Raw genomic sequence first — 24,297 nt, forward strand, 5'->3', positions numbered from 1 at the left:
CCCGGTGAGCGAGCAGCCCAGCCGGAGGGCGTCGTGAGCGACGCGGGCGACCGCAAGGTCAGCTTCGACCGGCACCTGGTGCTCGACCAGCTCGGCGGCTGGCGCGGGATGGTCGACGCGACGCTGCCGACCGTGGCGTTCGTGGTGGCCAACTCGCTGGCCGGGCTGACCGTCGGCATCTGGGCCGCGCTGGCGGCCGCCGTCCTCGTCTTCGGCCTGCGGCTGGTCCGCCGGCAGAGCGTCCAGCAGGGGATCAGCGGCCTGTTCGCGGTCGCGGTGGCGGTCGCCATCGCCTGGAAGACCGGGGAGGCGCGGGACTTCTTCACCCTGGGGCTGATCCGGAACGCCGGCATCGGCGTCGTGCTGCTCGGCTCCATCGCGTTCCGCTGGCCGCTGGTGGGCGTGGTCGCGGAGTTCCTCGCCCCCAGCCATCTGGGCGCGATGGCCTCGCACTCACTGCCCTCGCTGCGCGCCCTGAGAGCCGGACGGGGCACTGCCGCAGCCACGCCGGTCGAGCCGGTCGAGCCGGTCCCACCGGCCACGGGCGGCGCCGAGCGGGTGCCGGACGCGGTCGCGGAGCAGCACTGGCGCGACGACCCCCGGCTGGTGCGCGCCTACTCCTGGCTGACGGTGCTGTGGGCATCGGTCTTCCTGCTGCGCGCCGGGCTGACCTGGTTCTTCTACGTGCGCGACGACGTGGAGATGCTGGGCGCGGTCTCCGTGACCCTGGGGCTCCCGGTGACCGCCGTCCAGCTGGTCATTACGCTCTGGGTGGTGGCCCGGCTACACCGGCACCGCACTGCAGAAGGACCCCGTCCCCCGCACCCCTCGCAAGCTCGGGGTGAGCCGCTGGACGGGGCCTAATCGTTCCCGCCGGCGCACATCATCTGCTTCAGCTCGTCCTCGATGTCGCCGTGGGTGACGAACAGCAGCTCGTCGCCGGCCTCCAGCGGCTCGTCGGCCTGCGGGGTGATGACCCGCTCGCCGCGCAGGATGGTGGTGAGGACGGTCTCCCGGGGGAGCACCAGCTCGCGCACCGGCCGGCCCACCCACGGGGTGTCGTCGGCGAGAGTGATCTCCACCAGGTTCGCGGCGCCCTTGCGGAAGCTCATCAGCCGGACGACGTCGCCGACGGTGACCGCCTCCTCGACCAGCGCGGCGAGCACCCGCGGGGTGGACACGGCGACGTCGACGCCCCACGCCTCGGTGTAGAGCCACTCGTTCCGGGGATCCTTCACCCGGGCGACGACGCGGTTCACCGCGAACTCGGTCTTGGCCAGCAGCGAGACCACCAGGTTCGCCTTGTCGTCCCCGGTCGCGGCGATCACGACGTCGCAGGTGGCCAGCTGGGCCTCTTCCAGCGAGGAGACCTCGCAGGCATCGGCCTGGACCCACTCGGCGCCGGGCACCGTCCTGGCGCGGACCTTGGCGCCGTTCTTCTCGATCAGCATCACGGCGTGGCCGTTGCCGAGCAGCTCGGTGGCGATCGAGCGGCCGACGGCGCCGGCGCCCACGATGGCGACGCGCATCAGTGCTGCCTCTTCTCAGGACCCTGCTCGACGGCGCGGTGCACCCGTTCGGTGAGCTCGTCGGTGACGGCGACGACCAGGTGGTCGCCGGTCTGCAGGACGGTGGCCGGGCCGGGGAGCTGGGCGGCACCGAAGCGGACCACCCAGGCGGCGCGGGCTCCGGAGGCGGCCTCGAGGTCGGCCAGCGGCCGGCCGACCCAGACGTCGGTCACCGTCACGCGCATCAGCAGCACCGTGCCCGTGGGCTCCCGCCACAGCTCGCTCACCTTCACCGACAGCAGCTCGCGCATCAGCCGGTTCACCGTCCAGGGCACGGTGGCGACGCTGGGGATGCCCATCCGCTCGTACACCTCGGCCCGCTTGGAGTCGTAGATGCGGGCCACGACGTGCTCGACGCCGAAGGTCTCGCGGGCCACCCGGGCGCTGATGATGTTGGAGTTGTCGCCGCTGCTCACCGCGGCGAACGCGCCGGCCGAGTCGATGCCGGCGGCCAGCAGCGTCTGCCGGTCGAAACCCAGGCCCGTCACCTGGCGGCCGGTGAACTCCGGACCCAGCCGGCGGAAGGCCCCGGGGTCCTGGTCGATCACCGCGACGCTGTGCCCGATCTCCTCGAGCCGGCGGGCGATCGCCGATCCGACGCGGCCGCAGCCCATCACGACCACGTGCACGTGCATCCACCCCGCCCGTTCGCTGGTTGCTCGTCGATCCCGTCGCCGGCCCGGGCGGACCGCCGGGCCGTACCGCGCGCGAACGTACACCCGCCGGCCGACCCCGGAGGGCGGCACCGGCCGCGCATCACCCGCCCGGGGCACCGCTGTGAGCGAGGTCGCTCCGTCGTGCGCTCCGGGGCGCTCCAGCGACCGTACGATCGCCCGCGTGCCGACCCTGTCCGACCTCGGACAACTCCCGAAGCGCCTCGTCCTCGGCCGCCCCGTCAGCAGTGCCCGGGCCGGTGAGTCGCTGCTCCCCAAGCGGTTGGCGCTCCCGGTCTTCGCCAGCGACCCGCTCTCCTCCGTGGCGTACGCCACCCAGGAGATCCTCATCGTGCTCACCCTCGCCGGAACGGCGTTCCTCTTCCTCGCCCCGTGGCTGGCCGTGGCCGTGGTGCTGCTGCTCACGGTGGTGGTTCTCTCGTACCGGCAGGTCGTCCACGCCTATCCCTCCGGCGGCGGCGACTACGAGGTCGCGATGAAGAACCACGGGCAGTTCGCCGGGCTGACCGTGGCCAGTGCGCTGCTCACCGACTACGTGCTGACCGTGGCCGTGTCGGTGTCGGCCGGCACCGACAACATCATCTCGGCCTTCCCGGGGCTCAACCAGCACCGGGTGCTGATCGCAGTGGGCCTGGTCGCGCTGCTGGCCGCGGCCAACCTGCGCGGCCTGCGGGAGTCGGGGAGGACCTTCGCGTTCCCGACCTACCTGTTCGTCACCGGCATCCTGGTCATGATCGGCACCGGGCTGGTGCGCGACCTCTTCACCGACGACCCGGTGGTCGCCGAGAGCGCCGCCTGGTCGATCACCCCCGAGCCCGGCTACGGCCAGCTGGCCGGGCTGGCCCTGGTGTTCTTCGTGCTGCGGGCGTTCGCCTCCGGCTGCACCGCGCTGACCGGGGTGGAGGCGATCGCCAACGGCGTGCCGGCGTTCCGGCCGCCGAAAGGCAGGAACGCGGCCACCACGCTGGCCTGGATGGGCGGCCTCGCCGCCGTCATGTTCGCCGGGGTGACGGCGCTGGCCCTGCACGCCGACGTGAGGTACGCCCAGAACACCTGCGACCTGGTGGGCTTCCCCGGTGACTGCGAGACCGACCCGCAGCGCACCGTCATCGCCCAGCTCGCCGCCGCCACCTTCGGCGGCGACACCTCGATCGGCTTCTTCGCCATCCAGGCCGCGACCGCACTCGTGCTGGTCCTGGCGGCCAACACGGCGTTCAACGGCTTCCCGCTGCTGGGCTCGGTGCTGGCCCAGGACCGGTTCATGCCCCGCCAGCTGCACACCCGGGGCGACAAGCTGGTCTACAGCAACGGCATCCTGCTGCTCGCCGGGTTCGCCGCGCTGCTGATCGTCGCCTTCGACGGCGACCCCAACCGGCTGATCCAGATGTACATCGTGGGGGTGTTCACCAGCTTCAGCATCGGCCAGTGGGGCATGGTGCGGCACTGGAAGCGGGAGCTGCGGTCGGCCGAGGACCCGGACGCGCGGCGCCGGATGCGGCGCGCACAGGGAATCAACGCCGTCGGCGGGACGCTCACCACCGTCGTCCTACTGATCATCGTGGTCACCAAGTTCACCCATGGCGCCTGGCTGGTCATCCTGGTGATGCCGATCATCTTCCTGCTGATGCGGGGCATCAACCGGCACTACTCCGACGTCTCCCGGCAGCTGGTGCCCGACAGCGACGCGCGGACGCTGCCCAGCAAGGTGCACGCCGTCGTGCTGGTCTCCAAGGTGCACAAGCCGACGCTGCGGGCGCTGGCCTTCGCCAGGGCGACCCGCCCGGACGCGCTGACCGCGCTGACGGTCAACGTCGACGACGCCGAGACCCGGCAGTTGCAGGCCGCCTGGGATCGGTACGACATCCCGGTGCCGCTGACGGTGCTGGAGTCGCCGTTCCGCGAGGTCACCCGGCCGGTCGTCGACTACGTGCGGGACATCCGCCGGTCCAGCCCGCGGGAGCTGGTGGTGGTGTTCGTGCCGCAGTACGTGGTCGGGCACTGGTGGGAGAACCTGCTGCACAACCAGAGCGCGCTGCGGCTGCGCACCCGCCTGCAGTTCCAGCCGGGCGTGATGATCACCAGCGTGCCGTGGCAGCTGGAGAGCTCGGTGGGCCGGGACGAGGACGGCGGCAACGGTCGCACCGCGCCGGGCGACCTGCGGCGTGGTCTCACGGCCGACCAGGAGTCAAACCCCCATGGCTGAAGGACCACCCTTCCCCCCACACCTCGCAGGCTCGGCGCGGGCCCCTGAAGGGCGGCCGAGCTGGGTCGGCCGGCGGTTCGAGGTCACCGTGGGCCCGGTGGCGCACGGCGGGCACTGCGTGGCCCGCCACGAGGGCCGGGTGGTGTTCGTCCGGCACGCGCTGCCCGGTGAGCAGGTGATCGTGCTGGTGACCGAGGACCGGCACGCGAAGTACTGCCGGGCCGACGCCGTCGAGGTGCTGCAGGCACATCCCGAGCGGGTCGAGCGGCCGTGCCCGTACGCCGGACCCGGCCGCTGCGGCGGCTGCGACTGGCAGCACGTGGCGCCGGCGCAACAGCGGCGGCTGAAGGCCGACGTCCTCACCGAGCAGTTCGCCCGGCTCGCCGGCATGGACGTCGCCGTCGAGGTCGAGGAGCTGCCCGGCGGCCCGCTGCGGTGGCGGTCGCGGGCGCGCTTCGCGGTGGACCGGTCCGGCCGGCCCGGGCTGCACCCGCACCGCTCCCGGGAGGTGCTGCCGCTCGCGGACTGCCCGATCACCATGGAACCGGCCGCCGCCGCCGTGCTCGGCCGCACCTGGCCGGGGGCGGGGGCGGTCGACGTCGCCGTCGACTCCGAGGGCGCGATCAGCACGACCCGGCTGGACCGACGCGGCCATCCGCAGTCGACCCGGGTGGTGCCGGCGGGGGAGCACCGCGCCGTCGAGGCGTCCGGGCGGGCTGCCCGCCGGGCCTGGGACCGGGATTGGCAGGTCGAGGGCACCGGCTTCTGGCAGGTGCACCCGGGCGCCGCCGACGCGCTCGTGGGCGCCGTCGCCGGGTACGCGGCGATGATGAGCGGCGAGCGCGTGCTGGACCTGTACGCCGGCGTGGGGCTGTTCGGGGGCTCGCTGGCCTCGGCGGTCGGGCCGGCGGGCCGGGTGGTCTGCGTGGAGGCCGACGGCGGGGCGTGCGCCGCCGCGGACGCCAACCTGGCCGACCTGCCGCAGGCCGAGGTCTGGCAGGGCGACATCGACGCCGAGGGCGTGAGCGGGCTGCTGGCCGAAGTGGGTTCCTTCGACGTCGTCGTGCTGGACCCGCCACGCGCCGGTGCCGGGCCCGGGGTGAGCCAGGCGCTCGCCGCCGCCGGTCCGCGGGCCGTCGTCTACGTGGCCTGCGATCCGGCGTCGCTGGCCCGGGACGTGGCCGCGTTCGCCGCGGCCGGCTACCGGCTGGCCGGGCTGCGCGCCTTCGACTGCTTCCCGATGACCGCCCACGTGGAGTGCGTCGCGCTGCTGGTCCCGGCCTGACCGGTCCAGCACGGGGCTGGTGCGCTGAGCATCACCTGCAGCGGGATCCAGGGGGCGGCGCCGCATGCCGTCCCTGGCCGGCCGGTCAGACTGGACCCGTGGACGCCGCACTGCCGCCCGGCTGGCCCGACGAGGTCGCCCCGCCGGGCGCTCCGGACTGGGAGCGCACGGCGGTCGCCTGGCTCTACGACCAGGTGCCGCCGGACTACCGCGCCCACGAGGTGCTGCGCCAGTACCCGGTGCTGCTCGCCCGGTTCGCCGCCGACCACCTCACCGCCGGCCTGGAGGCCGCCCGCGCCGGCTGGCGGACGGTGCGGGTGGAGCTGGCCGACCAGCTGCCGCCGGCCGCGATGGAGGCCGCGATCAGCGCCTACGAGCGCGAGGGGCAACGGCTGGCCCGCGCCGCGCGGGGCGTGGAGGTCGTCGCCGGCGCCCTCCGCGGTGAGCGCTGGGTACCGCGGCTGTAGGAAGTCGATGGAGCCCGACGGTGCCGGTCCGGCAGGATCGGCCCGTGACCGGCGCCGACTACCCCCCGACCGCACGCACCCGGGCGTCCCGCAGCCGGGAGCGGGTGTCCTACGACCGGGCGACGGTGCACGCGGTCCTCGACGAGGCGGTCGTGTGCCACGTCGGGTTCGTCGTCGACGGGCGGCCGGTCGTCCTGCCGCAGCTGCACACCCGGGTGGGGGAGCGGCTGTACCTGCACGGCTCCACCGGCGCCCGGGCGCTCCGGATGGCCGGGGGCGACGGGCTCGACGTCTGCGTCACCGTGACCCTGCTCGACGGGCTGGTGCTGGCCCGCTCCGCGTTCCACCACTCGATCAACTACCGGTCGGTGGTCGCCCACGGCACCGCCGTCGTCGTCGACGACCCGGACGAGAAGTCCGCAGCGCTGATCGCGCTGGTGGACGGCGTCGTCCCCGGCCGGTCGGCGGGCAGCCGCGTTCCCGACCGCCGCGAGCTCGCCGCCACCACGGTGTTGCGGCTCGACCTGGCCGAGGTGTCGGTGAAGGTGCGCAGCGGCCCGCCCTCGGACGAGCCGGCGGACGTGTCGCTGCCGTACTGGGCCGGGGTCCTGCCGGTCGGCACGGTCGTGGGCGCCCCGGTGGCCGCGCCGGACGTCCCGCCGGGCACCGCAGTCCCCGCGCACGTGATCGCCCGCACTGGCGGCCGCTGAGCCGTTCCCGGTCTCCTCGTCCACCGGGGCAGGTGCGCCGTGCGCGGTTACAGTGGGACATCCCGGCGGTGTGCCACCCGTTCAGCCCCGTCGACGTCGAAGGGACCTTGTCGCGTCGTGTCGCTGCTCCGCTCGCTGACCGGTCCTGCGGACCTCCGGGCACTCCAGCCCGACCAGCTGCCCGTTCTCGCCGCCGAGATCCGCGACGCCCTCGTCTCTGCCGTCGCCAAGACCGGCGGGCACCTCGGCCCCAACCTCGGCGCGGTCGAACTGACCATCGCCGTGCACCGGGTGTTCGAGTCCCCGCGCGAGCCGATCGTCTTCGACACCGGCCACCAGGCGTACGTGCACAAGCTGCTGACCGGCCGGCTCGACGGCTTCGAGCAGCTGCGCCAGCGCGGCGGGCTCTCCGGCTACCCCAGCCGCACGGAGAGCGAGCACGACTGGGTGGAGAACAGCCACGCGTCGACGTCGCTGTCCTACGCCGACGGGCTGGCCAAGGCCTTCGCCGTCCGCGGGGAGCGCCGCCCGGTGGTCGCCGTGATCGGCGACGGCGCCCTCACCGGCGGGATGGCCTGGGAGGCGCTGAACAACATCGCCGCCGCCCAGGACCGGCCGGTGGTCATCGTGGTCAACGACAACGGCCGTTCCTACTCGCCGACCATCGGCGGGGTCGCCGACGCGCTGGCCACGTTGCGGCTCCGCCCCGGCTACGAGCAGGCGCTGGACGCCGTCCGCCAGGCGCTGCACAAGGCCCCCGTCGTCGGCTCGACGCTGTACGACGCCCTGCACGCGATCAAGAAGGGCCTCAAGGACGTCCTGTCCCCGCAGGGGATGTTCGAGGACCTCGGCATGAAGTACGTCGGTCCGGTCGACGGCCACGACGTCGAGGTGATGGAGTCCGCGCTGCGCCGGGCCCGGTCCTTCGGCGGCCCGGTGATCGTGCACGCCGTGACCACCAAGGGCTTCGGCTACCCGCCGGCCGAGACCGACACCGTCGACGCCTGGCACTCCACCGGCGTCTTCGAGCCCGACAGCGGGCTGTCCTCGGCCGCCAAGGGCCCGGAGTGGACCGACGCGTTCGCCGACGAGCTCGTGCGGATCGGCACCGAGCGCTCCGACGTCGTCGCCATCACCGCCGCGATGCTGCACCCGACCGGCCTGGCTCCGTTCGCCGAGCGCTTCCCCGAGCGCACCTACGACGTCGGCATCGCCGAGCAGCACGCGCTCACCTCGGCGGCCGGCCTTGCCATGGGCGGCCTGCACCCGGTCGTGGCGATCTACTCGACCTTCCTCAACCGGGCGTTCGACCAGTTGCTCATGGACGTCGCGCTGCACCGCCAGCCGGTCACCGTCGTCCTGGACCGGGCCGGCGTGACCGGCTCGGACGGCGCTTCGCACAACGGCATGTGGGACATGTCGATCGCCTCGATCGTCCCCGGGCTGCGGCTGGCCGCGCCCCGGGACGAGCCGACGCTGCGCGAGGCGCTGCGCGAGGCGGTCGCGGTGACCGACGGCCCCACCGTGGTCCGGTTCCCCAAGGGCGCGCTGCCGGTCGAGGTGCCCGCGCTGGAGCGCCGCGGTCCGGTCGACGTGCTGCGCCGCGGGGCCTCCCCGGAGGTGCTGCTGGTGGCCGCCGGCGCGATGGTGCCGATGTGCCTCGCCGCCGCCGAGCGCGCCGCCGACCACGGCATCGACGTCACGGTCGTCGACCCCCGCTGGGTGATGCCGGTCGCCGCTGAACTCGTGGCGCTGGCATCCGGTTTCCGGCTGGTCGTCACCGTCGAGGACGGCGGCCGGGCCGGCGGGCTCGGCTCGCTGGTCACCCGGGCGATGCAGGACGCCGACAGCGACGTGCCGGTGCGCACCATGGGGCTGCCCCAGCAGTTCTTCGAGCACGGCAGCCGCGGCCAGGTGCTGGCCGACGCCGGGCTCACCGAGCAGGACGTCGCCCGTCGGGTCGTCGAGTGGGCCGCCCGGCTCGCCGACCGCCCGAACGGCGCCAACACCGTCGCTCCGGTCTCCGACACCGAGGGCCAGCAGGTCGAGGGCCAGCAGCAGTGACCCCGCCGGTCGGTGCGTCGCTGGTCATCGCCGAGATCCAGGTCGCGCCGTCCCCGCCGGGCCGGCCGGACGACCGGCATGCGCACGTGGAGGCCGCGATCGCCGTCATCCGGGCTTCCGGGCTGCGCTGCGAGGTGGGTGCGCTGGGCACCACGCTGGAGGGCGACGCCGACACCGTCTGGGCCACGCTGCGCGCCGCGCACGAGGCGATGCTGGCGGCCGGTGCGACGGCGGGAATCTCGCACGTCAAGGTGGCGACGGTGAACCGCACCATGGACAGCCTCACGCACAAGTTCCGCTGACCCACCGCTCGTGCCGACCTCGCCGCGCGTGAGGAGGTAGGGGAGTCGACGCGGGTGGACCTGGTCGGCCCGGGGGCCGGATGGCGCGGCACGCCGCTGGCGCTGCCGCTGCACGACGACCTGCACATCGTCATCGCGAGCGATCGGAACGCGAACAGCCAGCTGTCGCAGGCGACGTTCACCACGGACTGAGCCCCGTCGCTGCGCCGCCTCAGCCGGCGGCGATCGCCTCGACCAGCAGGTCGCGGGTCAGCTCGACCTGCCACTCCCGGGCCCCGCCGGCGCGCAGGACGGCGGCCACCGCGTCGGCGTCCGCCGGGGACGGTGGGCTCCAGACCAGGCGGCGCATCAGGTCCGGGGACAGCAGGTTCTCCACCGGCACCGACCACTCCTCGGACACCCGGGTCAGCCCGGCCCGGGCGACCTTCAGCCGGGCCGCGGCCGCCGGGTCGCGGTCGGCCCAGCGGTTCGCCGGCGGCGGGCCGTCACCGGGACGGCTGTGCGGCGGCAGCTCGCCCTCGGGGATCGCGCGGCCACGGGCCAGGGCGCCGAACCAGGTACCCACCAGCTTGCGGTTGGCCCGGCCGCGGAACACCGGCAGCTCGAGCAGCGCGCTCTCGGTCTTCGGATCGGCCTGCACCGCCGACACGATCGCCGCGTCGGGCAGCACCCGCCCCGGCGCGATGTCGCGGCGCCGGGCCAGCTCGTCGCGGGCCTGCCACAGCGACCGGAGCATCCCCAGCTGCCGGCGGTTGCGCAGCCCCTGCATGCCGGAGGTGCGCCGCCACGGGTCGACCCTGGCGGCGGGCGGGCCGGCGGCGAGGATCGCCTGGAACTCCTGCCGCGCCCACTCGGTCTTGCCCTGGTCGGCGAGGATCGCGGCCAGCGCGTCGCGCAGGTCGACCAGCACCTCGACGTCGAGCGCGGCGTAGACCAGCCAGTCCCGGGGCAGCGGGCGGGTGCTCCAGTCGGCGGCCGAGTGGCCCTTCTGCAGCGCGAAGCCGAGCAGCGACTCGACCACCGGGCCCAGCCCCACCCGGGGCAGGCCGGCCAGCCGCGCGGCGAGTTCGGTGTCGAACAGCCGGCCGGGCACGAGCCCGATCTCGGCCAGGCAGGGCAGGTCCTGGTTGGCGGCGTGCAGCACCCACTCGGTGTCGGCGATGGCCTCCTGGACGACCGAGAGGTCGGGCAGCGGGACCGGGTCGACGAGGCCGGTGCCCGAGCCGGTGCGGCGCAGCTGGACGAGGTAGGCACGCTGCCCGTAGCGGTAGCCCGACGCGCGCTCGGCGTCCACGGCCACCGGGCCGGTGCCGGCGGCCAGCGCCGCGGCGTAGTCGACCAGCGCGGTCGAGGTGTCGATGACCGGGGGGAGCCCGTCGCGCGGGGCCAGCAGGGGAACGGCGGTGGGCTCGTCGGGAGCCTCCGCGTCCGCACCCGCGATGGGGGCGGCGACGGTCGGCTCCTCCGGGGTGCCGGCGCCGGACAGGTCGGTGCTCAGCAGAGCACCCCCGTGACCGGTGCGAGGCGGACGCCGGCGGCCCGGTACAGGCCCAGCGACATCCGGCCTCCCGTCATCGGCCGGTCGGAGGTGACCGGCGCGTCCGGTGCGGCTCCGAGCGGCCGCACCGGGGTTTCGTGGGGGGAGTCTAGGCGCCGGTGCCGACGGTCTGCCCGCCCGCGCCCAGCAGGTGCACGCCTTCCGGCGGCAGGCCCGCTGCCTGGGCGAGCACCTCGAGGTAGGCGCGCAGGTGCCGGTCCAGCGTGGTGCCCTCCGCCGTCCAGGACGCGCGGATCTCGACGTCCACCGAGTGCTCGGGGGCGGCGATCTCGCCGAAGCGGGTGGAGGCGGTCCGGGTGACGGTGCCGCCCACGTGGTGGTGCTCGGCGCCGCTGTCGGCCAGGGCGTCGGTGAGCCAGCTCCAGGCGACCTCGGAGAACATGGCGTCGTCCACCATGTGCTCGTCGGTGACCGCGGTGACGTAGCCGACGCAGCGGGTGGTACCGGCCCACGCCTGGTGTCCGGCCGGGTCGAACAGCACGATGAACCGGCCGCTGGCGATCTCGACCTCGTCGTCGCCGTCGGGCTCGCCGACGGTCAGCGCGACCGCGTGGGCGTAGGGCGCCAGCCGCTGCGGCGCCGGGATGTGCTCGACGACCACCTCGGGGCGGACCCGGACGGTGGACAGCGCCTCGAGGGCGGCCCGGAACGGGGCAGGGACCTGCACGTCGTCGTCGGGACGGGTGCGTTGCGGAGCCACCTGCGCAGGGTAGGTCCGATCGGGCGCCCGGCGGGGTCCCGACGCGCCGCCGTGGGCCGCCGGGGCCGTCTGGGAGCATCGACCCCGTGGGAACACCTGGAGGACCGTCCGCGACCCCCGGCCCCGCCGACTCGGACCTCGTCCGCGCCGCGCGCGGCCTGCCCGTCTCCCGCACGCCGGTGTGGTTCATGCGCCAGGCCGGGCGCTCGCTGCCGGAGTACCGGGCGCTGCGCGCCGGGACGGCGATGCTGCAGGCCTGCCAGGACCCCGACCTGGTCACCGAGATCACCATGCAGCCGGTCCGCCGGCACGGGGTGGACGCCGCGATCCTGTTCTCCGACATCGTGCTGCCGTTGGTGGTGGCCGGCGTCGACATCGAGATCAAGCCCGGGATCGGCCCGGTCGTCGCGCACCCGGTGCGCACCGTCGCCGACGTCGACGCGCTCCCGCCGCTGGAACCCGACCGGCTGGACTTCCTGGTCACCGCGGTCCGCCGGCTGGTCGCCGAGCTCGGCCCCACACCGCTGATCGGCTTCGCCGGTGCCCCGTTCACCCTGGCCACGTACCTGATCGAGGGCGGCCCCTCCAAGGAGCACGCCCGCACCAAGGCCTTCATGTACGCCGAGCCCGCGGCCTGGCAGCGGCTGCTGGAGCACCTCGCCGTCTCCGCGGCCGTCTTCCTCCGGGCCCAGATCGGCGCCGGCGCGTCGGCCGTCCAGCTGTTCGACTCCTGGGCCGGGGTGCTGTCGGCCGCCGACTACGCCGAGCGGGTGCTGCCGCACTCCCGGGCGGTCTTCGACGGGCTCGGCGACGCGGACGTGCCGCGGGTCCACTTCGGCGTGGGCACCGGGGAGCTGCTGCCGCTGATCGGTGACGCCGGTGCCGACATGGTGGGCGTCGACTGGCGGGTGCCGCTGGACGAGGCCGCCCGCCGGGTCGGACCCGGCTACTCGCTGCAGGGCAACCTCGACCCCGCCGTGCTGCTGGCCGACCGGGCCACCGTCGACCGGGAGGTCACCCGGGTCGTGCAGCAGGGCCGCGCCGCCCGCGGGCACGTCTTCAACCTCGGCCACGGTGTGCTGCCCGACACCGACCCCGGCGTCCTGACCCACGTGGTCGAGCTGGTGCACGAGCTCTCGCAGCGATGACCCCGCCCACCCCTTCCGCCCGATGACCCGGCTGGTCGTCGTCGGCGCCGGCATCACCGGGCTCACCGCCGCCTACGAGTGGCACCGCGCCCGCCCCGACGACGAGGTCGTCGTCCTGGAGGCGTCGGGCCGGATCGGCGGCAAGCTCGACCGGGTCCGGCTGGCCGGACAGTGGTACGACACCGGACCCGAGGCGATGCTCGCCCGGGTGCCCGAGGCGGTGCAGCTGGTCGAGGACCTCGGGCTGGCCGGCCAGCTGGTCGCGCCGGCCACCACGCAGGCGTCGATCGTCCTGCCCGACGGCCGGCACCCGCTGCCGCCGGGCACGGTCCAGGGCGTGCCGACCTCCGCGGACGGCTTGGACGGCGTGCTCACCCCGGCCGGGGTGGCCCGGGTGCGGGCCGAGGCCGACCTGCCGCCGCTGCACCTCGACCCGAACGGCGACGTGACAGTGGGCGGGCTGCTCCGCGAGCGGCTCGGCGACGAGGTGGTCGACCGGCTGGTCGAGCCGCTGCTCGGCGGGGTCTACGCCGGCCGGCCCGACGACCTCTCGCTGGCCGCCACCATGCCGGCGCTGGCCGCGCAGCTGCGCCGGGCACCGTCGGTGCTCGCCGGGGCGCTCGCCGCCCGCGAGGCCGGTGCGCGCAGCCGCGGCGACGCCGACGGGCCGGTGTTCGTCACCGTCGCCGACGGGATCGGCTCGCTGCCCGCCGCCCTCGTCGCGGCGTCCCGGGCCGACATCCGGCTGCGCACCCCGGCGCACGCGCTGCGCCACTCCGGCTCCGGGTTCGAGCTGTCGGTCGGCCCGGCCGGGTCGCCGCACATCCTGACCGCGGACGCGGTGGTCGTCACCGCACCGGCCGGCAAGGCCGCCCGGCTGCTCGCCGGCGTCGCCCCCGGAGCGGAGGAACCGTTGCGGGGCATCCCGTACGCGTCGATGGCCGTGGTCGCCATGGCGTTCCCCGCCCAGCCGGTGGCCGCCGGATCCGGGCTGCTCGTGCCGCCGGTGACCGGGCGGCTGGTGAAGGGCGTGACGATCTCCTCGGCCAAGTGGCCGCACCTGTCCGGGGGCGCCGACGGCGCCGGGGTGCTGCGGGTGCGGTCGTCGGTGGGCCGGTACCGCGACGAGTCGCAGCTGCAGCGGTCCGACGAGGACCTCACCGCGGCCGTCGTCGCCGACGTCGCCGACCTGCTCGACCTCGAACGCCCCGAGCCGCTGGAGACCCACCTGGTCCGGTGGGGCGGGGGGCTGCCGCAGTACCTGGTCGGGCACCCGCAGCGGGTCACCGCCGTCCTGGACGCCGTCGGGGCCGTGCCCGGGCTGGCCGTCGCCGGTGCCGCCTACGGCGGCGTCGGGGTGCCGGCCTGCATCCGGGGCGCCCGCCGCGCCGTCGCGGCGCTGCTGTGAGCGCTCCGGCCCGCGTGCGCGGGGCCGCGATCACCGTCGCACCGGTGGTCTTCGTGCTGCTCTGGAGCACCGGTTTCGTGGGTGCCAAGTACGGCCTGCCCTACGCCGAGCCGTTCACCTTCCTGGCCCTGCGGCTGGCGCTGGCCGGGATGCTGCTGGCCGGGATCGCCGTCGTCCTGCGGGCCGCCTGGCCGGCGAACCGGGCGCAGACCGGCCGGGCCGGCGTGGCCGGTCTGCTGCTGCACGCCGGCTACCTCGGGGGCGTGTTCTTCGCCATCGACTCCGGCCTGCCGGCGAGCGTGGCCGCGGTCGTGGTGAGCCTGCAGCCGGTGCTGACCGCGGCGCTGGCCACCCGGCTGCTCGGTGAGCGGCTGGTGGCGGTGCAGTGGCTGGGGCTCGTGCTCGGCGTCGGCGGCGTGGCGCTGGTCCTCGCCCCCGGGCTGGCCAGCGCGGCGGGGGACGAGGGCTCGTTCCCGCCGGTCGGCGTCGCGTCCTGCCTGGTGGCCCTGTTGTGCGGCACGGCCGGGACGCTGTGGCAGAAGAAGCACGGCGACCACATCCCGCTGCTGTCCGGCACCGCCGTGCAGTACGCCGCGGCCGCCCTCGCCCTGGTCGCCGTCGCCGGCCTGACCGAGAGCATGACGATCGAGTGGACCGCCGACTTCGTCCTCGCCCTGGTCTGGCTGGTGCTGCCGCTGTCCCTCGGCGCCGTCCTGCTGCTGCTGTTCCTGCTGCGCCGCGGCAGCGCCTCCGGGGTATCCAGCCTGCTGTACCTGGTGCCGCCGGCCACCGCCGTCGAGGCCTACCTGCTGTTCGGCGAGGAGCTGCCGCTGCTGTCGCTGGCCGGGGTGGTGGTCACCACCGTCGGCGTGGCGCTGGTCCTGCGGCCACCCCGACGCCGGACGACGTCCCCCCGCTGACCGTCCCGGCGGCCGCGCGACAGGGCTCCTGGCGGGCGCGCGACAATGGGCACATGAGCGAGCAGCAGACCGGAGAGCGCAGCATCGGTAAGCGGGCGAACGAACTCAACGCCCAGATCCGCTACACGATGTGGTCGGTGTTCAAGCTGGCCCGCCCGCTCGGCGACGACCAGCGGGCGGCCGCTGCCGACGAGGTCACCGCCCTGTTCGCGGAGCTGGCCGGCAAGGACGTCGTCGTCCGCGGGGTCTACGACGTGGCCGGTCTGCGGGCCGACGCCGACCTGATGATCTGGTGGCACGCCGAGCGGGTCGAGGCGCTGCAGGAGGCCTACGGTCGGCTCCGCCGCACCGCCCTGGGCCGGCACCTCGAGCCGGTGTGGTCGCAGCTGGCGCTGCACCGCCCCGCCGAGTTCAACCTCAGCCACATCCCCTCGTTCCTCGCCGACGAGGAGCCGCGCCGCTTCGTCTGCGTCTACCCCTTTGTGCGGTCCTACGAGTGGTACCTGCTGCCCGACGAGGAGCGGCGCGACATGCTCAAGGAGCACGGCATGCAGGCCCGGCCGTATCCCGACGTCCGGGCCAACACCGTCGCCTCCTTCGGCCTCGGCGACTACGAGTGGATGCTCGCCTTCGAGGCCGACGAGCTGCACCGCATCGTCGACCTCATGCGCGATCTGCGGGCCAGCCGCGCCCGCCGGCACGTCCGCGAGGAGGTGCCGTTCTACACCGGCACCCGCAAGCAGGTCGCGGAGCTGGTCGCCGACCTGCCGTGAGGTGCACATCGTCATCCTCCGGATGACACCGCGGCCAGGTGCCGTGCCCCTGGTGAGCTGAGCCGTTTCCTGCGTGCCCGTCGGGAGGCCTCCGGCCTCCGCGACGGGTCCGCAGACGGCCCTGGCGGGCCGGTATGGCGTCCGCGCCCTACATCGCCGCCGGCCACCAGCCTCCTCCGTCGGCGAGGTGCACAGCACAGCGCCCCCGCCCGTGATCCCGGGCGGGGGCGCTGTCGTGCGTGGTGCTGCGGGGAACTCAGCCCTCGCTGGGGGCCAGCGCGATGCTCACCGAGTTGATGCAGTAGCGGTCGCCCGTGGGCGTCTGCGGTGCGTCCTCGAACACGTGCCCGAGGTGGCTGTGGCAGCTGCCGCAGAGCACCTCGGTACGCAACATGCCGTAGCTACGGTCGTCGCGGAGAACGACGTTGTCGCGCACGGACGGCTCGTAGAACGAGGGCCAGCCGCAGTGGGAGTCGAACTTCGTCTCCGAGCGGAACAGCTCGGCGCCGCAGGCGCGGCAGGAGTAGACACCGGCCGTCTTCGTGTCGACGTACTCGCCGGTGTAGGGCCGTTCGGTCCCGGCCTCGCGGAGGACGGCGTACTCCTCCGGCGACAGCTGGGCGCGCCACTCCTCGTCGGTCCTGACGACCTGGGGCTGCTGGGCGGATGTGGTCATGTCTCCACCGTACGGCGGGCGCGCCACCCGTGCGCCGCCCCTCGGGGTTCGCACGGCCGATCGTGTCTGCGCAGGTCAGCGCGGCATGACCGGACTGTCAGCAGCACGTCACGGGACGGATCGGAGCGGGACCGGCCGCTGTGCGGAGGCTGTGCATCGACGGCCGTCCGGCCGGGCAGCGGGGGGCTCGTACCGTGGACGGGCTGGGAGCGCCGCCCCCGCCATCCGATCGAGAGGACGTCATGACCGCGGACCAACCGCTGGACGACGTGTGGTTCACCCGCGACCTGCCCGTGCTGCGGGCCATCGTGCGGCTGCTGGACGAGCCGCCGCACGGGAGCGCCCCCTACCTGGGGGCCGTCGTGCCGGCCAGCGGGCTGCCGAAGCCGCAGGTGGTGTCGGCGGCCAACGCGCTGGTGGCCGCCGGCTACGTCGTGGCGCTGACCAACCACGCCGGTGACATCGTGCGCTTCACGTCGGCCTCGGCCGAGGCGCGCCGGCTGACCGGGCTGTGGCCGACCCCGCAGGGTGAGTGGGAGCGCCTGCTGGAGCAGCTGGCAGCTCGGGCCGCCGGGGCGATGACCGAGGTGGAGCGGCAGCGGTGGCAGGCGATGTGCGACGCCGCCGTCGCCCTGGGGCCCAACGACGGGGCGCTGCTGATGTCCGCGCTGATCGGCGGCTACGTCCCCCGCGCACGCTGACACCGTGGCCGGACGCGACAGTGCCCCCGCCCGGTTTCCCCGGCGAGGGCACTGTCGTTGGTCAGGTGGCTGGGATCAGCCGCCCACTCTGGGTCAGAGCGGGGCGACGTTCGCGGCCTGCGGGCCCTTCTGGCCCTGCTCGACGTCGAACGAGATGCGCTGGCCCTCGTCGAGCGAGCGGTACCCGCTGGTCTGGATGGCCGAGTAGTGGACGAAGACGTCCGGGCCGCCCCCGTCAGGGGTGGCGAAGCCAAACCCCTTCTCGGCGTTGAACCACTTCACTGTTCCTTCGGGCATTGCTCGCTCCTAGCTGAGGTCGTACGTCGGGGTCCTGCCATCTGCAGGGCCTTCCCGACGACTGAACCCTAGCCGCACATGCCCCCCTCGCGCTGCCCCGGACCCCCGATCGATGCAAATTCTTGCTGCCGGAGCCGCCGGCACCGGCCGGAGCGCCCCATCCCGGGCCCGTGCCGACCGGCTCAGCGCCGCTGAGCGGTGCCGCTGTCGTCGTCACGACGCACCGTGCCGGGAGCGAGCTTCTCGGCCTTGTCCTGCAGCTGCTGGGCGGCGGATCGTTCCTCCCGTGCGTGCCCCATGCGATCGCGGGCTTCCTGCTCGGCCCGGGCGGCGCGTTCCTCGACCTCGGCGCGCTCCCGGCGCGCGCGGGCCGCCTGCTCGTCGGCCAGGGCCTGCTCCTTGTCGGCGTTGGCCGCACGCACCTGCGCCTCCTGCATGTGGTCACGCGCCTGGGCGCGCTTGCGCTCCTTGCCCGCGCCGCCCCGCTTCGTCGCTGCCAGCGCGATCAGCGCCAGCAGCACCAGGACGGCGATCACGATCACCACGATGAGCCAGGTGTCCACGGGTCTTCCTCTCTCGGAGCCGGTGGTGGCGGATGCCCGCTGGTGCTGTCCGGGAAACCCTCGGTGACCAGCGCGGATGCCTCAGAGCAGACGTACGCGCGGAACGGCGTCCGGATCGGGCCGGGCCGCCGCCGGAGGGAGGGCCGGCATCGGGGAGCGCCAGCTGGCCACGGTGATCGGGCCCGCGTCGTCCCAGTCCTGACGGCGGTGCCACCTCGCGTCCCAGGCCAGCTCGCGCTGCTGCTCCCGGCGGTGGCGGCGCCAGCGGTCACCGGCCACGTCCAGCGCCACCAGGACGGCGGCGACCAGCGCAACCCACAGCAGGGCGTTCGTGACCGCGCTCGCGACGTCCAGTGCGGTGATCTGCGGCCAGCCGATCAGCTCGAGCTGGTACCCGACCATCTCGATGACGACGTACAGCACGCCGTACACGACGAACGAGGCGCGCATGGCCCGGGTCCTCCCTGATTCCGACCGACGGATCGATCAACGACAGGGAAGGGCGGCGGGACGAGTCCGGGCGGCACGTCCGGTGGGCGTGCTCACCCGGTTGGGTGAGCCCGGCCCGGAACGGCGTGCGGGGAGTGGCAGCCCGCCGCACGGGAACCGCCGGTCAGCGCACTCCGTCGCCCGGCCCTCCGCGGGGGCCGTGGCACACTCGCCCGACCCGACGACCAGTGAGGTGCCCCACATGCCCGTCCCGACCTTCGGCCTGTTCGACCACATCGAGGGCATCCCCGGAACCCCGACGCACCGGTTGCTGAAGGACCGCCTCGAGCTCTTCCGCACCGCGGACCAGGCCGGGTTCGCCAGCATCCACCTGGCCGAGCACCACGGGTCGGACCTGTCGCTGGCCCCGAACCAGGACCTCGTGGTGGCGGCCGCGTCGCAGATCACGAGCAGCATCCGGCTGGGCCCGATGGTCAAGCTGCTGCCGATGCACCACCCGGTCCAGCTGATCGAGGACATGTGCGTGGTGGACCAGCTCACCGAGGGGCGGCTGGACTACGGGGTCGGGCGGGGCGCGGTGCCGGCCGAGCACGCCTGGCACGGCAGTGACCACCGCGACGCCAAGGAGCGGTTCGTCGACACGCTGGGGATCATCGCCGACGCCCTGCGCACCGGGGAGATCTCCAGTGAGCAGAGCAGGTACCACGACTTCCCGACGATGCCGATGTCGACCAAGCCGTTCCAGGAGCACATCCCGTTCTGGTACCCGGGCAATCCCGAGACGGCCGGCCGGTACGGCATGAGCCTGATGTGGCCGGGCCCGATCAGCCCGGCGGCGTACGAGCTGTACGTGGAGAGCTGGGAGAAGCACAAGGGCGACCGGATCCGGCTGGAGGGCCCGGACGCCCGGCCGCAGGTGGCCTGCTCGATGCTGCTGGCGATCGCGGAGCGGGAGGAGGACGCCGTGGCCGTGGCCCGGCGCGGAGCGGACGGCCTGGGACGGCGGACGACATCGGCCCACCGCTTCGACCACACGGTGATCTCCGAGGACGAGCGGGCGGAGGTCATGGCTCCCCTCGGGAAGATCCTGGCGGGTCTGGAGATGTCGATCGGGCTGGGGGCCGGCACTCCGGCGCAGATCGCCGAGCGCTTCGCCGGCTTCCTCGAGCCCGGCATGGTCGACCGGGTCGTCCTCATGCTGCCGACCGGTGACATGACCATGGACGAGGCGCGGCGCTCGCTCGACCTGTTCGTCGAGCACGTCCAGCCGCAGCTGCAGCAGGCGTAGCCGGCGGCCGGCCGCCGCCCGGTCAGGCCGGGTCGGCGGCCGGCTTCTTCGCCCGGCTGGGCTGCACCCGCATCGGCTCGCCGGGCATCTTGGGGTAGTCGGGGGGGTAGGGCATCTCACCCATCCCGAGGTCCCGCTCCTGGCGATCGGCCAACTCGATCAGCGGCTCGATGCCGAAGGCGTGGTCGGCCAGCCCGGCGTGCCTGTCACCGACGGCGGCGAAGCGCGCCGGCATGGTGCGCACGTCGAAGTCGAACGGGGAGACGTCGGGCAGCTCGTCCCAGTCGACCGGCGCGGAGACGGGCGCGTGCGGCTTGGGCCGGATGGAGTAGGCGCTCGCGATCGTGCGGTCACGGGCCATCTGGTTGTAGTCGATGAAGATCTTCTCGCCGCGCTCCTCCTTCCACCAGTTCATCGTCACGCGGTCGGGCAGGCGCCGCTCCAGCTCGCGGCCGAACGCGATCACCGCACGCCGCACCTCGGGGAAGGTCCAGCGCGGCTGGATCGGCACGTAGACGTGCACTCCGCGGCCACCGGAGGTCTTCGGCCAGCCCTCCATGCCGAACTCGTGGAGCAGTTCCCGCACGTGCGGGGCCACCCATACCGCGTCGGAGAAGTCGGTGCCCGGCTGCGGGTCCAGGTCGATCCGGATCTGGTCGGGTTGCTCGACGTCGGTCCTGGATACCGGCCACGGGTGGAACGTCAGCGTCCCGAGGTTGGCGCACCAGGCGACGACGGCGACCGAGTCGGGGGCGATCTCGTCGGCGGTGCGCCCGCTGGGAAAGGTGATGTGCGCCGTCGGCACCCAGTCGGGGGCGTTCTTGGGCACCCGCTTCTGGTAGAACGCGTCACCGGTGTTGTCGATCCGGGTGGAGATCCGCGCCCCCTCGAACACCCCGCCCGGCCAGCGCTCCAGCGTCGTGGGCCGGTCCCGCAGCGCGAGCAGGATCCCCGGCCCGACGGCGATGAAGTACTCGACGACGTCGATCTTGCGGAGGCCCTGGTCGGCGAAGTACGGCTTCTCCGGATTGCTGACCCGTACCTCGTGGCCGTCCACCTGCAGGACGACGGCATCCTTGCTGCTGGCCATGCGGGCTCCGATCAGGTCAGGCCGGGCAGGTGAGCCCGTCGGCGGGCACGACCAGGTCGATGAGGTACGCGTTCACGGCCGCGGTCACGCAATCGGTCTTGGGATAGGCAGTGTGCCCGCTGCCGTCCCAGGTGAGCAGCACCCCGCTCGTGAGGTCCTCGGCCAGGTCCACTGCGCCCTGCAGCGGTGTCACCGGGTCACCGCGCGTGCCGATGACGACGATCGGCGCGCTGCCCTCGGCGTCGCGCTCGGGCAGCGGCGTGCGCGGGGCATCCCAGGCCGAGCACGTGTAGAGGCTGGTCGCGGCGCCCGCGCCGAACAGCGGGTAGCGCGCGCTCCAGTCCGCGACGAGGGCGCGGACCTCCTCGCCGGTGAACTCGGCTGCGGTGTCGGCGCAGGTGATCGTGCGGTTCGCGTCGATGACGTTGCTGTAGGTGCCGTCGGCGTTCCGGCCGGTGTGGGTGTCGGCGAGGGTGAGGATGCCGGCGGAGTCGCCGTTGCGGGCACTGGCCAGCGACTGCGCCAGCTGCGGCCAGGCGCTCGGCTGATACAGCGCCGAGCGCACCCCGGTGAGCACCAGCCCGGGGGTCGCCTGCCGGGTCTCGCCGGGCCGGCTGCTGGGGATGGGCGCGGCGGCGGCCTGGGCCAGCACGTCGTTCAGGAACTGCCGCGGGTCGGGGCCGACGGGGCAGCCGCCGACCAGGCCGGTGCAGTTGGCCGCGAAGGCGTTGAAGGCGTCCTCGAAGCCGCGGGCCCGCGCCTCCGCGTCGCCCTGGGCGTCGGTGTCGGGGTCGACCGCGCCGTCGAGGACCAGGGCCCGCACGTTCTCGGGGAACAGCTCGGCGTAGGTGGAGCCCAGCGTGCTGCCGTAGGAGTAGCCGAGGTAGGTCAGTTGCTCGTCCCCGAGCGCCTGGCGCACCAGGTCCATGTCCCGGGCGGCGGCCACGGTGTTGAAGGCACCCAGCGTGGTGTCGTACTGCTCGGCGCACCCGGCAGCGACCTCCTCGGCCATCGTGAACGCCGCGTCGAGCTGCTCGGCCGTGGTCGGCCGTGGCTCGGCCGCGGTGATCGCGTCCTTCTGCTCGTCGCTGATGCACTCGACCGGCGTGGACAACCCGACGCCGCGGGGGTCGAGCCCGACGATGTCGAAGCGGTTGAGGACCTCGATCGGCAGGGTGAGCGCCGACTGGACCGCCGCGTCGGTGGCCGAGACGCCCGGACCACCGGGGTTCACCAGCAGCGAGCCGATCCGGTCGGTCTGCCCGGCGAGCACCGCCTTGACCAGGAACAGCTGCAGGGTCGGGCCGCCGGGGTCGGCGTGGTCGACCGGCACGGACGTCGTGCCGCAGGAGAACATGAGATCCCGCTCGGAGCCCGGCCGGCCGGCGACGATCGTCGAGATCTCGGCGTCGCAGTCGGTCCAGTCGATCTCGTCGGCCTCGGCCGTCGCGGGCGCGGCACTGGACGAGCTCGCGGTCGGCTGGGTGTCGTCGTCGGACGACGTGCAGCCCACCAGGGCCAGCACGGTGGCCGGGACGAGTCCGGCGGCGGCCAGCAGGCGGCGGGTGACGGTCACGATCACCCAGGGTAAAGGTCGGCCGGGCCGGGCACACCGATCAGCCGCCCAGGACCTCGGCGAGGTCGTAGCGCACCGGGACCTCGAGCTGGTCGTAGGTGCAGGAGCGGGCCTCGCGGTCGGGGCGCCAGCGCAGGAAGTGCCCGGTGTGCCGGAGCCGGCTGCCCTCCAGCTGGTCGTACTTGATCTCCACCACGAGCTCGGGGCGCAGCGGCACCCAGGACAGGTCCTTCCCGGCGTTCCAGCGACTCGTCGCCCCGGGCATCCGGTGCTCGGTTTCGTTCTCCACCTGGGCGTTCGCCCAGTCCTGCCACGGGTGGTCACCGAGCGCGTCGGCCCGGAACGGGGCGAGCTCCGCCACCAGCTCGGCGCGGCGCTTCATCGTGAACGAGGCCGCGACCCCGATGTGCTGCAGCGTCCCGGCACCGTCGTAGAGGCCCAGCAGCAGCGACCCGACCACCGGGCCGCTCTTGTGCCAGCGGAATCCGGCGACCACGCAGTCGGCGGTGCGCACGTGCTTCACCTTGGTCATCAGCCGCTGGTCGGGGGCGTAGCGCAGGTCGGCGCGCTTGGCGATGACGCCGTCCAGGCCGGCGCCCTCGAACTCGGCGAACCACCGCTGGGCCAGCTCGGCGTCCTGGGTCACGGAGGTGACGTGCACCGGCGCCTGCGTGCCGGACAGCGCCGCCCGCAGCCGGGCCTGCCGCTCGCCGAACGGGGTGTCCAGCAGCGACTCGTTCCCGAGGGCCAGCAGGTCGAAGGCGACGAAGGACGCCGGCGTCTCCGCGGCCAGCCTGTCCACCCGCGAGGCCGCGGGGTGGATGCGCTGCAGCAGCGACTCGAAGTCCAGCCGGTTCCCGCGCGGGACGACGATCTCGCCGTCGACCACGCAGCGCTCGGGCAGCTGGGCCTTCGCCGCCGCGACCACGTCCGGGAAGTAGCGGGTCAGCGGGCGCTCATTGCGGCTGCCCAGCTCCACCTCGTCGCCGTCGCGGAACACGATGCAACGGAAACCGTCCCACTTCGGCTCGTAGAACAGGTCGTCGCCGGTGGGCAGCTTCGCCGCGGGCTTGGCGAGCATCGGCTTGACCGGCGGGAGCACGGGCAGGTCCATGGGGGCAGTCAAGCAGCACCGGGCGGTGCCGGGCCGGCCAGCGCGTACCGGGTGAACAGGTAGCCGCCCTCCTCGAGCACCTGGACCAGCTCCGCAGCTGCCGGCCCGGGCAGGGGCGGGCCCGCCAGGAGGCCTGGTCCGCCGCCCACCAGCAACGGGGCCACGGACAGGTCGAGCTCGTCGACGACGCCGGCGGCCAGCGCGGCGGCGAACAGCGCCGGTCCGCCCTCGCAGACCAGCTGGGCCAGGCCGCGATCGGCGAGGGCGTCGACCGCCGAGGGCAGGTCGACGTCGTCGTCCCCGCAGACGAGCACCTGCACGCCGGCGGCGGCCAGCGCGGCCCGCCGGCCGGCGTCCGCGGCGGCGCAGGTGACCAGCACGGTGGGGGAGACCGCGTCGGTGACCAGCTGCGCGTCCGGGGCCAGGGACGCCCGCCGGGACACAACCACGACCGGCGCGGTCGGCCGGCTGCCCAGCGCGGTCCGCAACCGGCCGACGGGGGAATCGGCCAGCACCGGCCGGTAGCCCTCGGCGGCGGCCGTGCCGTGCCCGACGAGGACGGCGTCGGCCAGCGCCCGGAGGACCCGGAACACCCGCCGGTCGCCGTCGGACCCCAGCCCGCCGCTGCGCCCGGCCACGCTGATGGCGCCATCCAGGGCCGCGACGAAGTTGACCCGCACGTGCCGGCCGCCCGGCAGCCGGTACGCCTCGGCCAGCCCGCGCTCGTCGACCGGCCCGGGCGAGGGCAGCAGCCGCTGCACC

At 74.2% G+C, this 24,297-nt stretch carries 27 protein-coding genes; 14 read left to right on the forward strand and 13 right to left on the reverse strand.

What is annotated here, in order from left to right; all coding sequences use genetic code 11:
- Positions 1 to 33 precede the first annotated feature (33 nt).
- Positions 34 to 864, forward strand: a complete 831-nt coding sequence (locus ACYVG5_RS03065) for a DUF3159 domain-containing protein (RefSeq protein ID WP_460682954.1) — start codon at positions 34 to 36, stop codon at positions 862 to 864.
- On the opposite strand, the gene ACYVG5_RS03070 is transcribed toward ACYVG5_RS03065, so the two are convergent.
- A complete protein-coding gene (locus ACYVG5_RS03070) occupies positions 861 to 1,529 on the reverse strand; it encodes a potassium channel family protein (RefSeq protein WP_222046491.1) in 669 nt (222 codons plus the stop codon). The two genes, ACYVG5_RS03065 and ACYVG5_RS03070, sit on opposite strands and share 4 nt — an antisense overlap.
- Positions 1,529 to 2,197, reverse strand: coding sequence for a potassium channel family protein (locus tag ACYVG5_RS03075; RefSeq protein ID WP_222046958.1), 669 nt, complete (start codon positions 2,195 to 2,197; stop codon positions 1,529 to 1,531). The genes ACYVG5_RS03070 and ACYVG5_RS03075 overlap by 1 nt, the downstream gene beginning before the upstream one ends.
- Before the next feature lie 208 nt (positions 2,198 to 2,405).
- On the opposite strand from ACYVG5_RS03075, the gene ACYVG5_RS03080 reads away from it, so the two are divergent.
- From ACYVG5_RS03080 to ACYVG5_RS03110, 7 genes are all read left to right on the forward strand, one after another.
- Positions 2,406 to 4,445: an APC family permease gene (locus ACYVG5_RS03080; RefSeq protein ID WP_222046493.1), complete on the forward strand. Its 2,040-nt coding sequence runs from the start codon at positions 2,406 to 2,408 to the stop codon at positions 4,443 to 4,445.
- Positions 4,438 to 5,730: a class I SAM-dependent RNA methyltransferase gene (locus ACYVG5_RS03085; protein WP_222046495.1), complete on the forward strand. Its 1,293-nt coding sequence runs from the start codon at positions 4,438 to 4,440 to the stop codon at positions 5,728 to 5,730. Before ACYVG5_RS03080 ends, ACYVG5_RS03085 begins: the two co-directional genes overlap by 8 nt.
- A gap of 98 nt (positions 5,731 to 5,828) precedes the next feature.
- Positions 5,829 to 6,197 carry a hypothetical protein gene (locus ACYVG5_RS03090; protein ID WP_222046497.1) on the forward strand — a complete coding sequence of 123 codons (369 nt, stop codon included), beginning with the start codon at positions 5,829 to 5,831 and terminating at the stop codon, positions 6,195 to 6,197.
- A 44-nt stretch (positions 6,198 to 6,241) separates the two neighbouring features.
- Positions 6,242 to 6,907, forward strand: a complete 666-nt coding sequence (locus ACYVG5_RS03095) for a pyridoxamine 5'-phosphate oxidase family protein (RefSeq protein ID WP_222046499.1) — start codon at positions 6,242 to 6,244, stop codon at positions 6,905 to 6,907.
- A 117-nt stretch (positions 6,908 to 7,024) separates the two neighbouring features.
- Positions 7,025 to 8,971: a 1-deoxy-D-xylulose-5-phosphate synthase gene (dxs, locus tag ACYVG5_RS03100; RefSeq protein WP_460682955.1), complete on the forward strand. Its 1,947-nt coding sequence runs from the start codon at positions 7,025 to 7,027 to the stop codon at positions 8,969 to 8,971.
- Complete coding sequence (locus ACYVG5_RS03105; protein ID WP_460682956.1) at positions 8,968 to 9,273, forward strand: thiamine-binding protein; 306 nt, start codon at positions 8,968 to 8,970, stop codon at positions 9,271 to 9,273. The genes dxs and ACYVG5_RS03105 overlap by 4 nt, the downstream gene beginning before the upstream one ends.
- Before the next feature lie 54 nt (positions 9,274 to 9,327).
- Entirely contained in the window at positions 9,328 to 9,465 is a 138-nt protein-coding gene (locus tag ACYVG5_RS03110) for a hypothetical protein (RefSeq protein ID WP_222046501.1), read from the forward strand.
- A 19-nt stretch (positions 9,466 to 9,484) separates the two neighbouring features.
- Here ACYVG5_RS03110 and ACYVG5_RS03115 read toward each other — a convergent pair whose 3' ends face one another.
- Genes ACYVG5_RS03115 through ACYVG5_RS03125 form a run of 3 tightly spaced genes read right to left on the reverse strand, consistent with a single transcriptional unit; the run spans position 9,485 to position 11,531 of the window.
- Complete coding sequence (locus tag ACYVG5_RS03115) at positions 9,485 to 10,774, reverse strand: HRDC domain-containing protein (protein ID WP_222046962.1); 1,290 nt, start codon at positions 10,772 to 10,774, stop codon at positions 9,485 to 9,487.
- Entirely contained in the window at positions 10,768 to 10,899 is a 132-nt protein-coding gene (locus ACYVG5_RS03120) for a hypothetical protein (protein ID WP_460682957.1), read from the reverse strand. The genes ACYVG5_RS03115 and ACYVG5_RS03120 overlap by 7 nt, the downstream gene beginning before the upstream one ends.
- A 20-nt stretch (positions 10,900 to 10,919) precedes the next feature.
- Positions 10,920 to 11,531 (reverse strand): DUF3000 domain-containing protein, encoded by a 612-nt coding sequence (locus ACYVG5_RS03125; protein ID WP_222046503.1) that lies wholly within the window; start codon positions 11,529 to 11,531, stop codon positions 10,920 to 10,922.
- 86 nt (positions 11,532 to 11,617) lie between these two features.
- Between ACYVG5_RS03125 and hemE the strand changes: the two genes are divergently transcribed.
- From hemE to hemQ, 4 genes are read left to right on the forward strand one after another with little or no spacing between them, the layout of a single operon-like run.
- On the forward strand, positions 11,618 to 12,679 hold the full coding sequence (gene hemE / locus ACYVG5_RS03130) for a uroporphyrinogen decarboxylase (protein WP_222046505.1): 1,062 nt from the start codon (positions 11,618 to 11,620) through the stop codon (positions 12,677 to 12,679).
- A 22-nt stretch (positions 12,680 to 12,701) separates the two neighbouring features.
- Positions 12,702 to 14,087 carry a protoporphyrinogen oxidase gene (gene hemG / locus ACYVG5_RS03135; protein ID WP_222046507.1) on the forward strand — a complete coding sequence of 462 codons (1,386 nt, stop codon included), beginning with the start codon at positions 12,702 to 12,704 and terminating at the stop codon, positions 14,085 to 14,087.
- Complete coding sequence (locus ACYVG5_RS03140; RefSeq protein ID WP_222046509.1) at positions 14,084 to 15,007, forward strand: DMT family transporter; 924 nt, start codon at positions 14,084 to 14,086, stop codon at positions 15,005 to 15,007. The genes hemG and ACYVG5_RS03140 overlap by 4 nt, the downstream gene beginning before the upstream one ends.
- Before the next feature lie 53 nt (positions 15,008 to 15,060).
- Positions 15,061 to 15,780: a hydrogen peroxide-dependent heme synthase gene (gene hemQ, locus ACYVG5_RS03145; RefSeq protein ID WP_222046511.1), complete on the forward strand. Its 720-nt coding sequence runs from the start codon at positions 15,061 to 15,063 to the stop codon at positions 15,778 to 15,780.
- 256 nt (positions 15,781 to 16,036) lie between these two features.
- Here hemQ and msrB read toward each other — a convergent pair whose 3' ends face one another.
- On the reverse strand, positions 16,037 to 16,456 hold the full coding sequence (gene msrB, locus ACYVG5_RS03150; protein ID WP_222046513.1) for a peptide-methionine (R)-S-oxide reductase MsrB: 420 nt from the start codon (positions 16,454 to 16,456) through the stop codon (positions 16,037 to 16,039).
- 242 nt (positions 16,457 to 16,698) lie between these two features.
- Between msrB and ACYVG5_RS03155 the strand changes: the two genes are divergently transcribed.
- The gene (locus ACYVG5_RS03155; protein WP_222046515.1) at positions 16,699 to 17,157 is read left to right on the forward strand and encodes a hypothetical protein; all 459 of its coding nucleotides are present in this window, start codon (positions 16,699 to 16,701) and stop codon (positions 17,155 to 17,157) included.
- Positions 17,158 to 17,250: 93 nt separating this feature from the next.
- Here ACYVG5_RS03155 and ACYVG5_RS03160 read toward each other — a convergent pair whose 3' ends face one another.
- The 3 genes from ACYVG5_RS03160 to ACYVG5_RS03170 all read right to left on the reverse strand — a co-directional run bounded on the left by ACYVG5_RS03160 (position 17,251) and on the right by ACYVG5_RS03170 (position 18,467).
- Positions 17,251 to 17,454, reverse strand: a complete 204-nt coding sequence (locus tag ACYVG5_RS03160; protein WP_222046517.1) for a cold-shock protein — start codon at positions 17,452 to 17,454, stop codon at positions 17,251 to 17,253.
- A 182-nt stretch (positions 17,455 to 17,636) separates the two neighbouring features.
- Positions 17,637 to 18,017 carry a hypothetical protein gene (locus ACYVG5_RS03165; protein ID WP_222046519.1) on the reverse strand — a complete coding sequence of 127 codons (381 nt, stop codon included), beginning with the start codon at positions 18,015 to 18,017 and terminating at the stop codon, positions 17,637 to 17,639.
- Between the two features lie 81 nt (positions 18,018 to 18,098).
- Entirely contained in the window at positions 18,099 to 18,467 is a 369-nt protein-coding gene (locus ACYVG5_RS03170) for a hypothetical protein (RefSeq protein WP_222046521.1), read from the reverse strand.
- A 241-nt stretch (positions 18,468 to 18,708) separates the two neighbouring features.
- Here ACYVG5_RS03170 and ACYVG5_RS03175 point away from each other — a divergent pair, with 241 nt between their 5' ends.
- Complete coding sequence (locus tag ACYVG5_RS03175) at positions 18,709 to 19,755, forward strand: LLM class flavin-dependent oxidoreductase (RefSeq protein WP_222046523.1); 1,047 nt, start codon at positions 18,709 to 18,711, stop codon at positions 19,753 to 19,755.
- Between the two features lie 22 nt (positions 19,756 to 19,777).
- Here the strand turns inward: ACYVG5_RS03175 and ligD are convergent, their stop codons facing one another.
- The 4 genes from ligD to ACYVG5_RS03195 are packed head-to-tail and all read right to left on the reverse strand — an operon-like array spanning position 19,778 to position 24,296.
- Positions 19,778 to 20,845 (reverse strand): non-homologous end-joining DNA ligase, encoded by a 1,068-nt coding sequence (gene ligD / locus ACYVG5_RS03180; protein WP_222046525.1) that lies wholly within the window; start codon positions 20,843 to 20,845, stop codon positions 19,778 to 19,780.
- Positions 20,846 to 20,861: 16 nt separating this feature from the next.
- Positions 20,862 to 22,421: an alpha/beta hydrolase gene (locus ACYVG5_RS03185; RefSeq protein WP_222046527.1), complete on the reverse strand. Its 1,560-nt coding sequence runs from the start codon at positions 22,419 to 22,421 to the stop codon at positions 20,862 to 20,864.
- 40 nt (positions 22,422 to 22,461) lie between these two features.
- On the reverse strand, positions 22,462 to 23,535 hold the full coding sequence (locus ACYVG5_RS03190) for an ATP-dependent DNA ligase (protein ID WP_222046529.1): 1,074 nt from the start codon (positions 23,533 to 23,535) through the stop codon (positions 22,462 to 22,464).
- Between the two features lie 8 nt (positions 23,536 to 23,543).
- Entirely contained in the window at positions 23,544 to 24,296 is a 753-nt protein-coding gene (locus ACYVG5_RS03195; protein ID WP_222046531.1) for a dihydrofolate reductase family protein, read from the reverse strand.
- Position 24,297: the final 1 nt, after the last annotated feature.

The organism is Modestobacter lapidis (assembly GCF_054780755.1).